Source organism: Pradoshia sp. D12 (genome assembly GCF_008935075.1).
Taxonomy (GTDB): domain Bacteria; phylum Bacillota; class Bacilli; order Bacillales; family Pradoshiaceae; genus Pradoshia.
In genome coordinates this window covers 3,222,676-3,243,191 of record NZ_CP044545.1, presented here as the reverse complement: position 1 = coordinate 3,243,191, position 20,516 = coordinate 3,222,676, and the positions used below count along the sequence as shown (strand labels likewise).

General features: G+C 37.3%; 16 protein-coding genes. 13 read left to right on the top strand and 3 right to left on the bottom strand.

What is annotated here, in order from left to right:
• Nucleotides 1-69 precede the first annotated feature (69 nt).
• The 4 genes from F7984_RS15530 (at nucleotide 70) to F7984_RS15515 (ending at nucleotide 5,065) form a co-directional block, all read left to right on the top strand.
• Nucleotides 70-1,065, top strand: coding sequence for an NERD domain-containing protein (locus F7984_RS15530; protein ID WP_066109106.1), 996 nt, complete (start codon nucleotides 70-72; stop codon nucleotides 1,063-1,065).
• Nucleotides 1,043-2,005, top strand: a complete 963-nt coding sequence (locus F7984_RS15525; protein WP_139892781.1) for a diacylglycerol/lipid kinase family protein — start codon at nucleotides 1,043-1,045, stop codon at nucleotides 2,003-2,005. Before F7984_RS15530 ends, F7984_RS15525 begins: the two co-directional genes overlap by 23 nt.
• Nucleotides 2,006-2,010: 5 nt before the next feature.
• Entirely contained in the window at nucleotides 2,011-4,146 is a 2,136-nt protein-coding gene (gene pulA, locus F7984_RS15520) for a type I pullulanase (RefSeq protein ID WP_175354318.1), read from the top strand.
• A 142-nt stretch (nucleotides 4,147-4,288) separates the two neighbouring features.
• Nucleotides 4,289-5,065, top strand: a complete 777-nt coding sequence (locus F7984_RS15515; RefSeq protein ID WP_066109102.1) for a phosphotransferase family protein — start codon at nucleotides 4,289-4,291, stop codon at nucleotides 5,063-5,065.
• Here the strand turns inward: F7984_RS15515 and F7984_RS15510 are convergent.
• A complete protein-coding gene (locus tag F7984_RS15510; RefSeq protein ID WP_077248185.1) occupies nucleotides 5,053-5,355 on the bottom strand; it encodes a YtzH-like family protein in 303 nt (100 codons plus the stop codon). The genes F7984_RS15515 and F7984_RS15510 overlap by 13 nt on opposite strands.
• A gap of 149 nt (nucleotides 5,356-5,504) precedes the next feature.
• On the opposite strand from F7984_RS15510, the gene trmB reads away from it, so the two are divergent.
• Complete coding sequence (trmB, locus tag F7984_RS15505) at nucleotides 5,505-6,140, top strand: tRNA (guanosine(46)-N7)-methyltransferase TrmB (RefSeq protein ID WP_066109099.1); 636 nt, start codon at nucleotides 5,505-5,507, stop codon at nucleotides 6,138-6,140.
• A gap of 52 nt (nucleotides 6,141-6,192) precedes the next feature.
• Entirely contained in the window at nucleotides 6,193-7,044 is an 852-nt protein-coding gene (locus F7984_RS15500) for a YtnP family quorum-quenching lactonase (protein ID WP_066109096.1), read from the top strand.
• A 414-nt stretch (nucleotides 7,045-7,458) separates the two neighbouring features.
• Here F7984_RS15500 and F7984_RS15495 read toward each other — a convergent pair whose 3' ends face one another.
• Entirely contained in the window at nucleotides 7,459-7,779 is a 321-nt protein-coding gene (locus F7984_RS15495) for a hypothetical protein (RefSeq protein WP_139892783.1), read from the bottom strand.
• Nucleotides 7,780-7,977: 198 nt separating this feature from the next.
• On the opposite strand from F7984_RS15495, the gene F7984_RS15490 reads away from it, so the two are divergent.
• On the top strand, nucleotides 7,978-9,054 hold the full coding sequence (locus F7984_RS15490; protein ID WP_066109090.1) for a M42 family metallopeptidase: 1,077 nt from the start codon (nucleotides 7,978-7,980) through the stop codon (nucleotides 9,052-9,054).
• A gap of 63 nt (nucleotides 9,055-9,117) precedes the next feature.
• A complete protein-coding gene (locus F7984_RS15485) occupies nucleotides 9,118-9,642 on the top strand; it encodes a DUF84 family protein (protein WP_066109087.1) in 525 nt (174 codons plus the stop codon).
• A gap of 502 nt (nucleotides 9,643-10,144) precedes the next feature.
• On the opposite strand, the gene F7984_RS15480 is transcribed toward F7984_RS15485, so the two are convergent.
• Nucleotides 10,145-12,298, bottom strand: a complete 2,154-nt coding sequence (locus F7984_RS15480) for a class I SAM-dependent methyltransferase (RefSeq protein ID WP_225983618.1) — start codon at nucleotides 12,296-12,298, stop codon at nucleotides 10,145-10,147.
• A 777-nt stretch (nucleotides 12,299-13,075) separates the two neighbouring features.
• Between F7984_RS15480 and F7984_RS15470 the strand changes: the two genes are divergently transcribed.
• The 5 genes from F7984_RS15470 to murC all read left to right on the top strand — a co-directional run bounded on the left by F7984_RS15470 (nucleotide 13,076) and on the right by murC (nucleotide 20,485).
• Nucleotides 13,076-14,278 (top strand): MFS transporter, encoded by a 1,203-nt coding sequence (locus F7984_RS15470; RefSeq protein WP_139892784.1) that lies wholly within the window; start codon nucleotides 13,076-13,078, stop codon nucleotides 14,276-14,278.
• A gap of 64 nt (nucleotides 14,279-14,342) precedes the next feature.
• A complete protein-coding gene (locus tag F7984_RS15465; RefSeq protein WP_066109075.1) occupies nucleotides 14,343-14,654 on the top strand; it encodes a thioredoxin family protein in 312 nt (103 codons plus the stop codon).
• Nucleotides 14,655-14,871: 217 nt separating this feature from the next.
• Nucleotides 14,872-15,681, top strand: coding sequence for a DUF1444 domain-containing protein (locus F7984_RS15460; protein WP_066109073.1), 810 nt, complete (start codon nucleotides 14,872-14,874; stop codon nucleotides 15,679-15,681).
• Between the two features lie 116 nt (nucleotides 15,682-15,797).
• Nucleotides 15,798-18,866 carry a DNA translocase FtsK gene (locus F7984_RS15455; protein ID WP_140462218.1) on the top strand — a complete coding sequence of 1,023 codons (3,069 nt, stop codon included), beginning with the start codon at nucleotides 15,798-15,800 and terminating at the stop codon, nucleotides 18,864-18,866.
• Between the two features lie 317 nt (nucleotides 18,867-19,183).
• Nucleotides 19,184-20,485, top strand: a complete 1,302-nt coding sequence (murC, locus tag F7984_RS15450) for a UDP-N-acetylmuramate--L-alanine ligase (protein ID WP_066109068.1) — start codon at nucleotides 19,184-19,186, stop codon at nucleotides 20,483-20,485.
• Nucleotides 20,486-20,516 lie beyond the last annotated feature (31 nt).

Sequence of the window (20,516 nt, the reverse complement as noted above, 5' to 3'; positions counted from 1 at the left end):
TCATGATTATGCACATCTAAAATGACCATATAGATTTTAAAGAGACTAGAAAAGGGCAGGGGAAACGGGATGGGACAATTAATTAAACTGCAGGATTATGTATCCCGTTATGAACAGGATATTTATCATTATTCCTCTCAGTTTGTCCGCTTAAAAAAACAGCAGTGGACTAAACTAAAGCAGGCTTATGAAGAAGGAGATATCAATGACTGGCTGATTGGCGGAGAAAACAATGAGATATATCAAAATCAGGATGATCCCATTAAAAAGAGAACTCTCTCGGAGACGTTTAAGAAGATATTTACTAAAAGAGAACAAAGCGAACCTTTTCACGTTCATGAAGGGCAAACTGTTTCAAACAGAGAACAGGAATTGGGACGGTTTTTGAAATTCCCCCCACGAATAGAGAGCGATTTAAAACAGCAATTTTTAGATCGGATTTTTAATTTTCAGCTTAAATGGGCGAGTTCAACCTTAAGAGAAAAATCTGTAGTAAATGCCAATTATGTATATGACCAGAAACTGCGTTATTTTTTGCAACGCTTTCCTGATAACTGCTTAATTCTTTACAAGCCTGTCTTTCAGTTTAAAAATGCACCGGTAGAATTGGATATTCTGCTTATGACGCCTACGGAAATATGGTGCTTAACTTTTCTTGAAGCAGAAGAGGATGCCGTATTTTTGGCGGACAGGGGAAGGTTTTGGACAAGAAAACATCATAATCGGGCAGACAAAAAAGTGTTAAACCCGTATATATCCATAAATCGTATGGAAAGAATCATTAAGAGGATCTTAGAAAGCAAGGAGATTGATATGCCAATCAGGAAAGGAATCATTTGTCGTAATGGATATATCGATGATGTAAATGCCATCCATACAGAGATAATCATCGACAAGCGTTCTTATGCAAGATGGTTTGAGGGCATACGTAATAATCAGTCTCCTATAAAAAACCAACAGCTTAAGTCAGGTCAGGCTCTATTGGACTACTGCAGTACAGCCTACACTATTAGAATGGATTTGGAAGAGGAGTTGGAGGAGCTTGATAGAGAGAGCGGTTTATAGGGAAGCTTTAATGAGCAAGGAGAAGTTCAATTTCATTATAAATCCTGCCGCGAAGAATAGGGGAAGCTTAAAAATTTGGAAAAAGGTAAAAAAATACCTAGAACGTGAAAATATCCATTACCAATATAGGTATACAGAATATGAAGGACATGCCTGTAAAATCACTAGAGAAATTTTGGAAAAGGAGAGTGATTCGTTAATTATTGCTGTAGGTGGAGACGGGACGATTCATGAAGTCATTAATGGTGCTGTCGGATATAAAGAAGCCAGGATATCTTATATTCCTGCAGGATCCGGAAATGATTTTTCAAGAGGATACCAGATTGATAAAAATCCGACTAAAGCATTTAAAAAATTGTGTCTAAATAGTGAAAAAATGACACCAATCGATCTAGGATCCTATAAAACTGACAAACAAGGGTATTTTATGAACAGTTTGGGTATGGGATTGGATGCAGCAGTTACAAAAGCTGTAAATGAGTCGAAATCAAAATATTACTTTAATAAAATAGGCGCTGGAAAGCTTGTTTATTTATATTTCTTTTTTATTAAATGGTTAACATATAGACCAATTGATGTTTCTCTTTCGATAGATGGCCGGGACCTCAACTATAAAAATGTTTGGCTTGTTACGACATCCAATCAGCCCTATTTTGGTGGTGGAATAAAGATTTCACCAAACTCGAAACCAGATGACGGGCTTTTTCATATCATAATCGTACATAATATTTCCAAATGGAAACTGATACTTATGTTCGTCACAGTAGTTTGGGGCGGCCATCTCAAAATAAGGGGAGTACAGGAATTACAAGGGAAGAATATAAAACTTTCTTCTGAGCAACCAGCATTTATTCATGCAGATGGCGATTATATTGGCAATGATAAGGTAGTCGTTAATATGCATCATCATAAAGTAAATATTGCAGCTTTAGGAGAGTGAGTATTGTGTATTCAGATAGGTTTTCAGCTTTTTTGGACGCATTAAACAAAATTACCATCTTAATTCCACTTAATTATCGTGATAACGAAACCCCGACCTTTACGATTTATTTCGAAGGTCAAAAAATTGGCGTATTAAAGGTTGAAGAGGTCGTTCGAATAGAGCATTACATTAAATATATATGTACGGCTCCATTTGAAATACCGCTCGGTGAAGAGTATCAAATAGAGGATGATAAAGGAATAGCCTTTGGACTTCGGACAGGTGCAGTAATCCGGACTCCTGAATTTGATGAACATTATCATTATGATGGAAATGATTTAGGCGCTGTCTATACAAAAGAAAAGACAGTGTTTAAGCTATGGGCACCAACTGCTACCAGTGTAAAGGTTAAGCTAATCAATGATTTTGGGGCCGAAAAAGGAACTGTGGCGATGCAGCGGGGGGAAAGAGGAGTATGGTCATTAACGATTCATAATGATTTAAAGGGTTATTTTTATTCTTATTTGGTTCGTGTCAATTATATTTGGAGAGAAGCAACCGACCCATATTCGAAGGCTGTTTCTGTAAATGGCCAATACAGCGCTATTATAGATCCCGAAAAAATCGAAAGACATTCCTATAAAATTCCCACGTTAGACAGCCATGTCGATGCAATTATCTATGAAACACATGTACGCGACTTTTCTCATCATAACAACAGCGGCATGGATGCCAAGGGGAAATACTTGGCGTTTACAGAAGAAAATACGAAAACAAACAAAGGATATTCAACCGGGATCAGTTATTTAAAGGAACTTGGAGTTACTCATATTGAACTCTTGCCGGTTAATGATTTCTCAGGGGTTGATGAAACAGTCATTGGTAAGGAGTATAATTGGGGTTATAATCCGCGTCATTTTAATTCTCCAGTAGGAGTCTACAGCACAAATCCGCATCTGCCGTTCAATCGAATAGAAGAATTAAAGGAATTGATTAAGAGTCTTCATAAAAATGGACTTGGCGTTATTTTGGATGTTGTTTATAATCATGTATTTCAAAAGGAATTGTCTAACTTTGAGAAAATCGTACCTGGCTATTATTTCCGCTATGATTCAAACGGAATGCCTTCAAATGGCAGCGGCTGTGGAAATGATGTAGCATCAGAACGATTTATGGTCCGAAAATTCATTATAGCCTCCATTAAATATTGGTTGGAGTATTTTCAGGTTGATGGATTTAGATTTGATTTAATGGGCTTACTAGACTTGGATACGATGAAGGAAATAGAACGTGTGGTAAGAGAAATAAGACCGGATGCCATTCTCATCGGAGAAGGCTGGGATTTACACACAGCACTCCCTGCTGAGCAAAAATCAACGATTGCAAATGCTCATAAATTAACGGGTATTGGATTCTTTAATGATCGCTTTAGAGATACGATTAAAGGAAGTAATTTTGATTTAAAAGATATCGGCTATATTTCCGGTAAAAGAGTAGAGCCGCATGATTTCTTTGAGCTTGTGACCAATACAGGTACCGAATATCCATTGACATCGGTACAATCAGTCAATTTTGTGGAATGTCATGATAATCACACATTATGGGATCGCCTTCAGGTGGCTAATGGGTTGGAGTCAAATGAATTAAGGCAGCGCCGTCATCGTTTTGCTACAAGTATTGTCTTGCTTTCACAAGGTATTCCATTTTTGCATAGTGGACAGGAATTTTTTAGAACAAAACAAGGAATCGAAAATAGTTATTGTTCACCGGATTGGATAAATGAACTTAATTGGGATCTAAGAGAGCAACATGATGAAACAATATCTTATTTAAAATGCTTGATACAAATTCGAAAAAGCCATGGTGCATTCCGTTTTCGAACACGTGAAGAAATAGAAAGACATATGAAAATTGTCGATATTCATGTTAATTGTCATGCCCTGATGTATGAAAATGTCGGTGAATATGGAAGCTGGAAAAATATTTTAGTAATCTTCCACCATGCTGAAAAGGAAACAGCAATCACTCTGCCAAATGATACTGAATGGGATATTCTTTGTGATAGTTGTGCTGATGGACAAGGAGACCGTATAATCAGGAAAAGCATAAGAGATTATACCCTTGAACCTTTGCGAACATATGTGTTTGTTCAGGAATAATAGTCAGGAACACTTGACGAATGTGTCCCTAACCTACTAAAATTTAATAAGATGGCTATTGGAAAAAAGCAGTCAATGGCTGTCTTTTTTATTTTTACATACAACCATGCCAGAATAGATTAGATTATTGAAGGTGAATACCATGGATTATTTAGGGCAAGAGTGGGAGATAACCCCTGCCGGAGGAGCAACAGGTGAAGCGTTTATTGCTAGGCATGATGAGCAAAGACTATTTTTAAAAAGGAATTCGTCTCCTTTTTTAGCTGTGCTTTCCGCTGAAGGAATAGTGCCAAAACTGATCTGGACCAAGAGGCTTGAAAATGGAGACGTGATTACTGCTCAGGAATGGATGAATGGTAGAGAATTACATCCTACTGAGATGAGTGAAGAAGCGGTTGCTGAATTGCTTCAGAAAATCCATCTTTCTAAACCTTTATTAAACATGCTTCGACGCCTAGGTAAGACAGCCCAAACACCTACACAAATCCTAATGTCCGTAAAAAATTCCCTTGATAAGGAATTAGAAAATCATCCAAGTATTCAAAATACGATTGAATTTATGGAAAGACATATACAGGATGTCAACAGTGACCAGCAAGTTGTATGCCATGGTGATATTAATCATAATAATCTCCTTATTTCTGACAATGGTGATCTATATTTGATTGATTGGGACGGTGCAATTATCGCAGATCCGGCTATGGATATCGGTATGCTATTATATTCCTATGTTAAACAAGAGCATTGGAAGGAATGGCTATCCAAATACGGATTAGAGCTCACTGAAGACCTTAAGTTAAGGATGAAATGGCATGTGCTTGCACAGGTTATACAAAATATAGTCTTGCACAAACGAAAAAACCGGTTGCATGAAATGAACCGGTATATCGAATATTTAAAATTTGCTCAGGAATATTGATCAATGTCTCGAACCCAGCCAGAGAGTTGCTGCTGGTGTGCTTCTATATGACTTTCCAGGTTGGCGGCATGTATACCGCTTTGGCTGTATTGGTAAATCTCATCAAGTACAGCTTTTGTATTTACATCAAGACCGGGTTGAACCATCAGGGATTTAACAGTTCTCTCAAGCTGTTCAACTTCTGATTGTGAACCGCAGCAATCTTCTTGATGATTATTTAAAATATCTTTTACTAACATCCAATGATGATTTTGTGATAATGGCAAATTATCCACAACCCTTCTCTTCATATTCAATTTTAGGTTGTGAAAGTTTAGCCAAATTTATTCATATTTAACCGGCATATGCCGGTTTTTATTATGTTTTAACTAATAAGCATGGTATTTTATGAAATGTTATGCTACTCTTTTTTTACGTATTTTAGCGGAGGTGCACAAATTTGAGACAACGTTATAAACCATGGGCTAAGGATAAGCTAATGGCCAATCCTTATTATTGCATTCAGGAGCCGACTACTAAAAAGGGTTCATGGAATGAAGTGTTTGGGAATAATAATCCGATTCATATAGAAGTAGGTACTGGTAAAGGACAATTTATTAATGGTATGGCTGCACAAAATCCGGATATTAATTATATCGGTATTGAATTGGCAGAGCGTGTGATTGTTACAGCACTTGATCGATTGCTGGAATCTAATCTTCCAAATGTGAAGTTGCTGAATGTGAATGCCGAAGAGCTTCCAAATATTTTTGCAGAGGGAGAAGTTTCCCGTGTTTATCTGAATTTCTCTGATCCATGGCCTAAGAAACGTCATGAAAAGAGAAGATTGACGTATAAGACATTCCTTGATCTATATAAAGGAATTTTGCCGGAGCATGGCGAAATTCATTTTAAGACAGATAACAGAGGATTATTTGAATACTCACTTGTAAGCTTCTCGCATTATGGGATGACATTAAATGAAGTGAGCTTGGATTTACACAACAGTGATATGGAAGGCAATATTATGACTGAATATGAACAAAAATTTTCAGCAAAGGGCAATCCAATTTATCGTTGTGAAGTCTCCTTTTAATCCTATGGTTTTTTGATCTGTCAACACACTTATAAAAAGGGGCTTATAGATTATGGAAACTTTGCAATTTGGTAAGTTTACATTAACCTGGTTGAATGGCGGAGATACTCATATGGATGGTGGAGCCATGTTTGGAGTGGTTCCGAAACCATTATGGTCAAAACGTTATCCTGTTAATGAATTGAACCAAATAGAGTTAAGGTCGGACCCCATCTTAGTACAGACAGATCATAAAAATTATTTAATCGAAGCTGGCCTCGGCAAAGGGAAGCTGTCGGAAAAACAAATTAGAAATTATGGTGTCAGTGAAGAGTCCAAGCTCGAGGAATCCTTGAGCAGGCTCGGAATGACCTATTCGGATATCGATGCAATTCTGATGACTCATATGCATTTTGATCATGCCTGTGGGCTGACTGGTTATCAGGAAGGCGAATTGATCAGCCTATTTCCTGAGGCAACGATTTATACCTCGAAAATTGAATGGGAAGAACTTCAGAATCCCAATATTCGTTCCCGTAATACCTACTGGGAAGAAAATTGGAAGCCAATTGTTACACAGGTCGAAACATTTGAAGGTGAAGTATTAATCACTGAAGGACTGAGGATGATTCATACAGGCGGCCACAGTGACGGTCACAGCATTATCGTGCTCGAGGACAATAATCAACAATTAATTCATATGGGAGACCTTATGCCAACGCATGCCCATCAGAATCCTCTATGGGTGCTGGCTTATGATGATTACCCGATGGATTCCATACATGCAAAAGAGAAATGGATTAAACAAGGAATTGAAAATAAAGCATGGTTCACTTTTTATCATGATTATGCTTACCGTGCCATCAAATGGGATGCAGACGGAAAAGGAATAATCGAAAAAGTTGAGCGAAATCGACCAGAATAAAGGCTGTCCGGTAGGTCACTTGTTGGTGACTTATCGGCGCTTTTTTTTACGGGCTATTAGTTTAATGTGGTGGTATGCTGCGGTTATGAGGCATCCAATATCTAAAATTCCCGCTCAATCAATATCTTTTTCGCTCATAAGAGGGGAAATTCGCTCGGTAAATTCTGCTTTCGCGCATAAAATAGGGGAAATCGCTCAATAAACCTTGCTTTCGCTCATAAAAAGGGGAAATCGCTCAATAATCACTGTTTTCGCTCTTAAAAAAGGGAAATCGCTCAATAATTCCTGATTTCGCGCATAAAATAGGGAAAACATATAATTCTCCTTCAAAATTACTACTATCTTATTGAAACGCCTAATGAAATAAAAAAATAGAAGGGGGAAAAGTGATTTTCCTCCTTCTACCATTTTTAATTAATGTACTTGTTCGTAAAAATCGATGATTGTTCCTGTTGTTGCATCCGCTATAAATTCATACTGCGTAGATTCAAGGCCTTCTTGCTTTGTAAGCCCACCTTTGTATACATCATAATCCAATTCATTTTTTGTATACTTTTCAGGCTTCATCATAATCCATGAGCCTCTGATGGTCTCTCCGCCTTGTCCAAGTGTACTTTTAATAGTGGACAAAATCTTTTCAGGAGAAGTAATATTGCTTTGATTTGTTAATTCTTTAACGACATAACCTGCTGCAAATCCTGCTGCAACACCTGAAATAAATGTTTTCCAATTCACTTATATTCCTCCAATCAAATGGGTAATAGCTGTTATTTAACATTTGCTTGGTTAATCTATTCCCGTTCATTATACATTTTAAGCTTAAATAGTGCCATCTTTTAACCAACAAACTCCATGTATGTGGTATTTGGAAGTATGATTCTGTAGAATGAGAATAGAGATTATAGAAAATAACATGGTAAAGGGGATACATATATGAAGCAATCTACTCTAGATTTATTTAAGACTCTTACCGAGATTCCAGGAGCACCTGGATTTGAACATGAAGTTCGTTCGTTTATGAAAAAGGAATTATCCAAATACACAGATGAAATCATTCAGGACGGCCTTGGCAGTATTTTTGGTGTGAAACGCGGAAATGACCAAGGACCAAAAATTATGGTTGCCGGACATATGGATGAGGTTGGTTTTATGGTAACCTCTATTACTCCTGAGGGGTTACTTCGTTTTCAAACGCTTGGAGGCTGGTGGGGTCAGGTGTTGCTGGCACAAAGAGTGCAGGTATATACTGAATCAGGCCCTATTATCGGTGTTGTCAGTTCGATTCCGCCACATTTGCTGAGTGAGGCCCAAAGGTCCAAACCTATGGAAATCGGTAATATGCTGATTGATATTGGTGCTGATGATAAAGAGGATGCAATTGCAATGGGAGTGAAACCAGGTCAGCAAATCATCCCATATAGTGAATTCACTCAAATGGCCAATCCTAAAAAAATTCTGGCAAAAGCATGGGACAATCGGTATGGCTGCGGATTGGCGATTGAACTACTGGAAGAGCTTCAAAATGAGACATTGCCTAATATCCTATACAGCGGTGCTACTGTTATGGAAGAAGTCGGTACGAGAGGCGCGGGTACAGCGGCGACGATGATTGATCCTGATATCTTCTTTGCATGTGATGCAAGTCCTGCAAATGATATGTCAGGCAGTAAATCTGTATTCGGTTATCTCGGAAAAGGTCCATTACTTAGAATATATGACCGTACAATGGTCATGCATAAAGGGATGAGAGAATTTATCTTGGATACTGCGGAATCGAATCATATTCCATATCAATATTTTGTTGCTCCAAATGGGGGGACAGATGCAGGGAAAGTACATATTACAAATCGCGGTATACCAAGTGCCGTAATTGGTATATGTTCACGGTATATCCATACGCATGCCTCCATTATTCATATTGATGACTATGCTGCAGCAAAAGAATTATTGGTTAAATTAGTTAGAAGCTGTGATAAAACAACCGTTGAAACGATTAAACAAAACGGTTAATAAAAGAGTTGAGAAGGCAGAGGCATCTATCTGTCTTCTTTTTTAAAGAAAGGATGCAGATTAATGGTTAAAATTGCTTTGGGCACTAAAAATCCGGCGAAAATTAAGGCTGGAGAATTAGCGGGCCGGGAGTTATCAGCTGAGCTTGTTCCGGTTAATGTATCATCTGAGGTAAATGAACAGCCATTCTCGGATGAAGAAACAATTGAGGGTGCTTTAAATAGAGCAAGAAATGCGATGAAGGAAGTTCAGGCTGAATTTGGGCTGGGTCTTGAAGGCGGAGTGGTGAAAACGCCTTATGGATTGTTTATATGCAATTGGGGAGCACTAGTCACGAAAGAAGGCAAAAGCTTTGTCAGTGGCGGTGCACGTATCAAATTACCGGAAAGTATTGCTGAGGAGTTATACTCGGGCAGAGAGCTTGGGCCGGTTATGGATGAATATACAAAGAAACAGGATATCAGGAAGTCAGAAGGAGCTGTTGGTGTATTCTCAAACGGCCGTATAACAAGAGATCGTATGTTTGAGCACATTATTGAATTATTAGTTGGTCAGTATGAGTATCATTTAACAGTAAAGAAGTCGTGATGAGGAGAGTTTAGGAGTCTTAGTATTTTTCATCTTCTGATAGACGCTGAATTTCTTCATGTTTCTTTATTTTGGAAGAGAAGAGCTTCGAAATAATAAACCCGACGAGGGAGATAATACTATTTTTCATGTAATTTCTCACCTTTATCTATGATTTTACTAGTATGATAACATAGGTGATAAAAAAATACTGCTAAAAACGTTGAGGACTGCCGAATTTTGTCAAATAAGGGTAGTTGCTTGTTTTTATCCTTTCTAAGGGCTATTAAGAGCTGGGAATATACTATATGATCTCTCATAGCTACTAAGAGTCAAAAGCCAAATCACCTTTTGATTGAAGAAGGTGATTCTACAACTCAGCGGGCTTTCGCATGATTGCTGCTCCTGGATAAAAGTTACGGATGTACAGCCACTTCCTTTCTGGAGGCAGTTGTTTCCATATAAATCCTTACAAAAACAGCCATATAAAAAGAGGAGAGATAATTTCTCCTCTTTTCTTGTCTTATGTTTTCTCAATTACAATTAAACAGGTGCTGTCCGGTAGCGGTACAATCTCTTTTTTTTCATTCATAATTTTTACTTTAGGTAAAAGAAATTCTTCGTATCCGTTTTGTAAATAATGATGAAGTTTTATAATTTTTGCCTCTTGACCTAAAGATACATGAATAACTTCTTCATATTCACTTGGAGTAAAATACCCAAATTGTTCTTGTACCTCATGTGGATAAGCCTCTTCTCCCCAAGTATACGTATAGAGGAATTCCATTAAATCATTAACAGGCAGTTTGATAAGAAGACTCTCCAGTCTTTCATAATTGATAGTCCTTCCCCTAAAGTCATGAACATATCTCATAAAGAAGTCCATGCCCTTTGGGTCTTCAAATTCGAGTAGTCTCCATTGGTCTATAGGCTCAGTCATAATTCCGTCTCGAATAATGATTCTTCCGCCTTTGTTTAATACTTCAAAAGAACTTTTCAGTGCTTGGATAACTACATCTCGATTGAATTTCCTGCCTTTGTACGGAATATAAGAATACATTTCATGTAAGATAGAAGAAAACACAATGGTATCCACGCTTCCTGGCTCATAATAGTCTTTTAATTCCAAGGCGTTTGCCTGTTTTACGTGCCATGATTTATTTTCCCTGAATTTTCGCCTGTTTAATTCCTCTACTACATTAATTGAGATATCAATTCCGATTACAGTTGCTTCTGGGTGATTTTCAGATAGGATATCAAGCATCACACCGCCGCCGGCTCCAATGTCCAGCATTACCTTCCCTACAGCAAAATCAGATATGACCTTTTTATGATCTTGACCATTATTCATATCGGTTAAATAGTTTTCTTCATTCTGCAAGCGATCAAAGGCATCTTTCCTGAAACCAAAAAAGTCATAAAGTAAGATAATTGCTCTTTCATAGATCGGAGACTTTTCGGCTTCCTGGCAAAATTCAATTAATTTCTGACCGGCACTTGAATAACTAAAATAAACCCCTACAATTTGACCTAGTAAGTCTGAGGGTTCAATTTGAATTTGAACGTGTTCGTTTACAGGCATCTTTCCTTTTAGTAAATCATCAATTGTAAACTCATTCAGGAATGTCTCGATAATTCTTTTTTTGTATAGATTGATTACTTTTTGCCCCTTGTAATCATAGTAAATATCCTTCATAAAAGACTCAAAGCTAACCTGTTGTATAGTAAGGGGATTAATTTTCTGGAATATCAATAAGAAAATTTTCAAAAACTCTTCTAAAGAAAACTCTTTTAAAGCAGATTCAAGATACCACATATCTATTTTACTGAAGAACAACTCTATGTATCTCTCTAATTGTTTGTTTTCAAAATACTGATTGTATAAATCATCGAAGTTTTCCCCGCGCTGGATTGAAGATCTTCTTAATCTTCTCATCCGCTCTTTTAGGGGAAGTTCTTTTGCCTGTTCACCTTTGTTTATCCAGAATAGTACTTCTTCTACTTCCTTATGGACGTTGTTCCACAACTGATCTGAAACCGCTTGAATAACACACTGATTTAGGGAATAGAGAATCCTTTCTATGTTATATTCTAAGTTTTTATGTTCCTCAATCCAATAAATTAAGGGACGGAATTGAGAATAATGGATTTCTCCTCTGATAAATTGACCGGCTAACCCATGTGTTAATATGAGAAGATAAACAAGTTCCTCTCTATCTAAATTGCGGGAGTGTAACGGCAGGTTCATTTGTTCATCAGCATAAATTTGAGCTGAGCCAATATTATGAATGGCCAATTGGAATCCTTTTTTCTCCCACTCTCTACGTTTGTGCTTCAACCCGCCTTTTGATACCTCAGACCAAATCAAGACATCTTCAATAATTGACCTTTCATTAATGGGAAGATTCATCTCGTTCAATAACCAAAGGGTTCGTTCTACATAGGATAGAACCGGATTTGGCGGCAATTTCTCTAAAGATTCTACTTGCTCTAAATTTACGTGTTGTTCTTTTGTAAGGTAGAGAAAGTGTATCCACTTATGATTTCTTAATACCTTTGTATTTCCTATCTTTACTTCTTGAATACATTTTAGTGAGTTTAACAAATAAATCCGCCTTTCTAATAAAGCAGAATAATGGGGTGAAAACCATTCTGTTAGGATTATATCTTTATGCATGTTGTAGTTACTTCCATATTAATTCTTCAATGAACGGTGTATATCCTTTTCAGAATGGAAGATATTTGTGGTGAGGATAAAGGGGATTTCTTTATAAATTATAACTATTTTTCTCCCAGCTTATTTGTATTCAATAGCCGTTTATCCTATTAGAGAATGTCTATTGGATGTTTTCGTAAAGATTGTTGCTAATGCCATAAAAAGAGGCAGTGTTTTTGCTATCTCGGATATTCAACTAAAACCCCCTTAGTCAATAAGAACTAACTTCTCTTTCTCAACAATAAATAGAATATAAATCCACTAAGAGTAAATATAACCGTACCAACAAACACCTTTACTAATGAGACACCTATTTGAACAGTATCATCAGTTGCGTGTTTTATCACATTTACTGTCCACCAGTTATAAATTGAAGATTCATATATAGCGAAGTATAGCCACAATAAATAACAGAAGAAAACAAATAAAAAAACACGGATTTTTCTATTCATAACATTCCCCTTCTACAATAAATGTCTTTATAAAACATTAACACTGCCCTTAGTTAAGAAGCTATCTTTATTCTGGCGATATCACAGAATGGTGATTAACTTATTTATTCAGGAGGAACAATCTATGAGATAACAGCCTTGTAGAATCAAAGAGACTTAGACGAGTATTATTCTTTAGAAAATAATTTAAATAGTTGTTTACACCTGTCAAGACAGAAGTTAATATACAAATTAGAGATTTCATTTTAATAGTTTTCATTGAGATTGTGATGGGGAGGGTCAATGAATGGGGAAGGGAAAGGTAAAAGAACGGAAACTATTGGGGATTGCCGGGGTCGCTTGGCTATTCGATGCTATGGATGTTGGAATGCTTTCGTTTATTATCGCGGCTCTGCAGAAGGAGTGGAATTTAACCTCAGAACAAATGGGGTGGATAGGAAGTGTGAACTCTATCGGCATGGCAGTAGGTGCTTTAGTGTTTGGGATTTGGGCTGATCGTATCGGCCGAAAAAATGTATTAATTATTACGCTATTATTATTTTCCTTAGGAAGCGGATTTTCTGCTTTGACGACAAGCTTATCTATTTTTCTGGTTTTCAGATTTTTAATTGGAATGGGGCTTGGCGGTGAATTGCCAGTTGCTTCTACGTTGGTGTCGGAAAGTGTGCCTGCAGAGAGAAGAGGCAGAGTCGTAGTGCTGCTTGAAAGTTTTTGGGCTGCAGGCTGGCTGATTGCGGCGCTTATTTCATACTTTGTCATTCCAACTTATGGCTGGCAAATTGCTTTACTAATCAGTGCACTTCCTGCTTTTTATGCGATTTATTTAAGAATACATCTACCTGATTCTGAGAAGTTTCAAATGGTTAAGGAAAAGAAATCCATCTCAATCGTAAATTCGCTTAAGACACTATGGACTAAAGATTATGCGGTAAAGACTTTGATGCTCTGGATTCTGTGGTTCTGTGTTGTCTTTTCCTATTACGGGATGTTTCTGTGGCTTCCCAGTGTTATGATTTTGAAAGGTTTTACACTCATAAAAAGTTTCCAATATGTTGTTATGATGACCTTGGCGCAATTGCCTGGGTATTTCACGGCTGCCTGGTTTATAGAGAAATTTGGACGTAAATTTGTATTGGTTACATATTTGTTTGGAACAGCTGTAAGTGCTTATTTCTTCGGTAATGCAGAAACATTAACAGCCTTAATGATTTCAGGGTGTTTTCTTTCCTTTTTTAACCTGGGAGCTTGGGGAGCGCTCTATGCCTACTCACCTGAACAATATCCAACTATTATAAGAGGGACTGGCACAGGAATGGCAGCAGCTGTGGGGAGAATAGGAGGTATCCTTGGCCCGCTTGCCGTCGGAAACTTACTGGCTTCTCATACATCTATTGATAAAATCTTCTTACTTTTTAGCATTGCCATTATAATTGGGATGCTGTCTGTATTGATTCTTGGCAAGGAAACTAAAAATGTGACGTTAGAATAGCAATCCTCTGTAGATTTGGGTATGATAACTCATACAAGAGGCTACTCGAGAGGATGATTTTGATATGAAAAAATTAGAAAGTATGGAACATTATAATGAATTGATGTCAAATGGGAAAGTGATGCTTTTATTTTCTGCAAATTGGTGCCCGGATTGCAGATTCATCGAACCATTTATAGGTGACATTGAGGCCGCAAATAAAGAGTATACCTTTATCTATGTGGACCGCGATCAATTTCTTGATCTGTGCATAAAGCTGGATGTCTTTGGAATACCGAGCTTTATTGCATTTGAAGATGGAAAAGAGCTCGGCCGATATGTAAATAAGGACCGGAAGACTCAAGAGCAAATTGAAGATTTCATTGCTTCATTATGATAAACTATTATACTCCCCCCTATTCGGGGGATTTTTTTATTCCGTTCTTACTTCAAAAAAAGCAGAAAAAAGAACGATTAAGTGGAGATAATCGCCCGTATGAACCCGATTGACTCCGTTGGTGCTCTTTGGAATGAAGGAACCCAACCAACAAAGTTACACTTTATTTAGCAGCATGAGTTTAATTAAGCTATAGTAATGTTAAGGAGGAATCCCTATGAAAATGACGACTACTAAAATGAAATCTTTACTTATGGAAAGCTTAGCTGATACAAATTCAAAATTTAATTATAATCGTGATAAAGAGGAATTAAGAATTGAAAATGAAGAAACTGGCAAGGGAATAACAATTGGATTGGCGCCGCTTGTATCGAAGTATGAGCAATCTGGTCAAAAAGCGATTGATGAAGTCCTTTATTATATAAAAGAATCAACGAAAGTAATGGGTACGGAACAATCTTTGAAGGGAAATGAAAAATTAATTTACCCTGTTATCCGTTCGACTTCCTTCCCAATGGAGTCCCGTGAAAATACACCGTTTATTACAGATGAGCATACAGCCGAAACGAGAGTTTATTATGCTCTTGATTTGGGTAATACGTATAGGTTGATTGATGAGGAGCTAATGAGGAAAGAAGGCTGGGATCAAGATTCCATACGTTCAATGGCTATGTTTAATGTCAGGTCATTGCCGATTAAGTCTAAAAAAGACAGTGTACGCGGAAATGACTTTTATTTTATTAATCATAACGATGGATACGATGCTTCAAGAGTCCTGATTGATTCACAAATGAAAACATGGAAGGAAGATATGAAAGGGACAATGGCAGTGGCCATTCCACATCAGGATGTCTTAATCATTGCAGACATACAAAATGATGCAGGTTATGACATTTTAGCACAAATGAATATGCACTTTTTTACAAATGGAAATGTTCCGGTCACCGCTCTGCCATTCCTTTATGAAAATGGAGAATTGGAGCCAATCTTTATTTTAGCAAAGAATCGACCGGTAGAAGACCAATAATATAATAGGAAATTGATACCATTTACAAGGAATATGTCTTAAATGAGTAAATTTTTTGATAAAATAGATACTTGTAATACTAATTTATAACAACCATAGAAAGTGTGAGGAAGGCTATGAGCTTTTTCAAAAAAATCATTGATTGGTTCTATGAGGATGTAGAAGAGGAAGTAGAAGTAGAACCTCGTAATAGCCATGAAAACATTCAAAAAAAACCTAAACAAGTAAAAAGACAAAAAGAAAATCAAATTGAAATTGAAGCAAGAATTCAATATAGATACCCAAAGGATAATTTCAAATTCCCATTAATCTCAGATGAAGAGTTAATAAGATTAAAAGAACAAAAAAAGAAGCAAAATGAGTTGGGTGTGAAGAAGGAAGTGCACGTGAGGAGATTTGAGAAATCCCCGGCTGCTGTTCCTAAATTGAAAGTGTCTAATCAAAGAATAATACCTAAGCCAGAACCAAAACAGAACGAAGTTGTTCCGAATAAAAAGCCGTTTAGAAGAACAGAAATACCTTCGCCTATTTATGGATTTCAAAATCGACAGGCCGGCACTAAAAATCAAAAAACAGTCGAATACGAATTACCACCTGAAACGACCTTAGATTCCGTTCTTGCTTTAATGCATGGAAAGAAAGTGAATCCACCGAGTGTCAATCAAGAACCATCATTTGAAATGGAAAGACAGAATGAGCTGCCGCTGAATTCCGATTTCAAGCATTCAGATGAAGAGATAAAAGAGGAACAGCAAAAAGTCTCGACTAATGATGGAAATAGACATACGGAGGATATCGAGAGTGTGATTGCTCCGCTATTACCGGATACTGTTTCAGCAGAAGATACAGAGGTTGCAGCCACAAGTGAAATAGCATGGAATCCAGTCAGCGAGAATCAGATAATAGAGGAAATGAATGAAGCAATTTTGAACGCTGATTACGAAGATGAAATAACTCAAGAAGAAGGAATCGTGGAAGAAGATACGCTGATCATGCACTCTGGCTCACAGATGGAGCAGGAGGAATTTCAGTCGATTCCAATGATTCATCAGAATCTTGACGAACAAGCTGATGATGAAAATTTGGAGAACAACTTTGGATTACAACCGGAGGAACCAGTTGAAGATTACTACCATTCCCCTTCAGGCAGTGAGGTATATGAGGATATTGAGGAAGCTGATTCTGATATGGAGGAAGACCAACCATACAAGAGAGATGAAATTCAGCAAGCTCATGATTTAATCACGCAGACCAATGATTCTGTAATGAATATAGAAGAAAATCATCAGGTAAGCGGAAATGATGAGAAAAATATAGACATCAGTCACAATGAGAAAAATGGGCAGGATATCATTTTGCTTGACGGAACTGAGGATGAGTTTTCAATCAAGGACATTCAAACGAATGAGCCAGTTTCGAATGAATCTATAGCTTCGTTCGAAACGCAGTCAATCGATCGAACTAATGGTTTGGAGAAATCCGCGCAACTGGATGATACGGAGAACCATATAGATAGAGAAGTCTCTTTATCAGAGCCGAACAGTCCAATGGAAGCAACAGTGACAAGCGATGCTATGGATGAAGAAGAGAGACGAAAAATAGAAAGAGAAAAGCGCATTAGGGAGCGCAGAAAACACATTCCTTTTAACGTTTTAATGCTTAAGAATGATAAAGATCATATTGCAGCAAATCGCAATCAAAAAACGATTGCCGGCAAAGAGGAAAAGCCTTCGGAGCAACCTAAAAAAAAACTGAATGATTCCTATCAATATCCGGATATTTCAATTTTGAAGCCACGAGTGGACATTAGAGAAGATGCTGATTGGCTTGCAGAACAAGCAGCATTGCTAGATGATACACTTGAACAATTCAATGTTAAGGCTAGAGTACATACGTATTCTCAAGGACCTTCTGTAACAAGATTTGAGGTTCAGCCGGATCCTGGTGTTAAGGTTAGTAAAATCACAAATTTAAATGATGATCTAAAACTAAGCCTGGCTGCTAAAGATATTCGTATAGAAGCACCGATTCCCGGGAAACGAATGATTGGAATTGAAATTCCCAATATAAATACACGTCCTGTTTATCTGCGTGAGGTTTTGGAGGAAAAAGTTTTTGCTGAGAATACCTCACCGCTTTCAGTGGCAGTTGGGTTGGACATTTCAGGAAACCCGATTGTAACAGATTTAAAGAAAATGCCGCATGGTTTGGTGGCAGGCTCTACAGGTTCTGGAAAAAGTGTATTTATTAACTCTGTTTTAATCAGTTTATTATATAAATCACACCCATCTGATGTCAGACTCTTATTAATTGATCCGAAAATGGTTGAACTTGCGCCATATAACAATATTCCGCATTTGGCAGCACCGGTTATTACTGATGTAAAAGCTGCAACAGCTGCACTGAAATGGGCAGTAGAAGAGATGGAACGGAGATATGAGTTGTTTGCCCATTCAGGAGTGAGAGATATTGTCAGATATAATGAAAAGGCACTATCATCCGGGCAAATGGAGCATAAGCTGCCTTATTTAGTTATCGTGATTGATGAGCTGGCTGATTTAATGATGATGTCTCCTGCTGACGTAGAGGAAGCGATCTGCCGTATTGCGCAGAAAGCCAGAGCATGCGGGATTCATTTACTGGTGGCAACACAAAGACCATCTGTAGATGTCATTACCGGGTTAATCAAAGCAAATATTCCTACAAGAATTGCTTTTTCCGTTTCTTCACAGGTAGATTCACGTACGATTTTGGACCAAAGTGGAGCTGAAAAATTACTTGGACGGGGAGATATGCTGTTTTTGGAAAATGGAACTTCTAAAACAGTTCGCCTGCAGGGAACTTTTGTAACTGATGATGAGATTGAGGATGTCGTAAAACATGTAATGGCTCAGGCTAAACCGTCCTTTATGTTTGAGCCAAATGAATTGGTAAAAACAAGTGAACATATAGAAGAAAAGGATGAACTCTATTACGAAGTGTGTGAATTTGCGGTTGAGATGGGAGGAGCATCCATATCCAGTCTGCAAAGGCGCTTTAGGATTGGTTATAACAGGGCAGCGAGGCTGATTGATATGCTGGAGAAAGAAGGTATTTTATCAGAATCAAAAGGAAGTAAACCTCGTGATGTGCTTATATCTGAATCTGATTTAGAGGCTATACATGAATCTCAATCCCCTTTTTGAACAGAGGAAAAATTTTTGTATAATAATTTAATTATGAGTATTTCCCAGAAAAGGTAATACTATATTTATGAGAAAATCAGTTAGAAAAATTGTACGAAATCGATTTATAGGTTTATAATCATACAAGTTATATCTTTAACGCAATGAAGATATTGATTGCATGTGCTCGTTATAATAGTAATCTAACTGGTTTTAAATACTTATATTGTTTCAATTAGTAAAGCCTAAACAGGCATAGCAGGCAAATTGCAATTAGCAAAAAAAAGAGACCGTCATATACTGTTTTACAGCATTGACGTATGTTGGAGGTTCATTCTATGACAGTTTATCACTTCGTAGGTATAAAAGGATCCGGGATGAGCGCGTTAGCCCAAATCCTAAATGATATGGGATATCAGGTACAGGGTTCAGATTATGAAAAAAGATTTTTTACCCAAATCGCACTTGAAAATGCCGGTATAAAAATATTGCCATTTAATAAAGAAAATATTAAACCAGGTATGACAATCATTGCAGGAAATGCTTTTCCTGATAGTCATGATGAGATTGTTCAAGCTTTAGAACTTGGTTTGCCAGTCATTCGCTATCCACGATTTCTTGGAGATTTCCTTAAAAAGTTCGTGAGCATAGCTGTTACAGGCGCGCATGGAAAAACATCGACTACCGGCTTAATGTCTCATGTAATCAGCGGAGCTGAGCCAACGTCATTTTTAATTGGAGATGGAACGGGTAAGGGAGAAGCAGATTCTAAATACTTTGTATTCGAAGCTTGCGAATACCGAAGACACTTTTTATCCTACGATCCGGATTATGCCATTATGACCAATATTGATTTTGACCATCCGGATTATTTTGCAAATCTTGATGATGTGTTCTCTGCCTTTCAAGAGATGGCACTGCAAGTAAATAAAGGAATTATTGCCTGTGGTGATGATGAGCAGCTACAAAAAATCCAGGCGAAAGTACCGGTCATATTTTATGGGTTTAACGAAGAAAATGATTTCCAGGCTAAAAATATTGTCACTTCAGAAGCTGGAACTACATTCGATGTGCATGTAAGAAATAATTATTATGAGACATTTACGATTCCAATGTTTGGGCGCCATACAGTTTTAAATGCGCTAGCTGTTATTGCACTTTGTCAATATGAGGATATTGATGTGGAGATCATTAAGGAACGCCTAATGTCATTTACTGGCGTTAAGAGACGTTTCTCTGAAAAACAACTTGATCATCAAATCTTAATTGATGATTATGCCCATCATCCAACAGAGATAAAGGCAACAATTGATTCAGCTCGACAAAAGTATCCTGATCGGGAGATTGTAGCTGTATTTCAGCCGCATACCTTCTCTAGAACTCAGAAGTTTTTGGATGATTTTGCTGAAAGCTTAAAAGAAGCAGATAAAGTATACTTATGTGAAATTTTCGGATCAGCAAGAGAGTTGAATGGGAAATTAACAGTTAAAGATCTTTGTAATAAGGTGGACGGTGCTCAAATTATTCAGGAGGAAGATCCGTCTATCCTTAAAAATCATCACAATGGTGTATTATTATTTATGGGTGCTGGAGATATTCAAAAAGTGCAAGCAGCCTATGAGAGCTTTATAACGAAATAAATGCACATAAAGACCCTTCGAGAGTAATCAG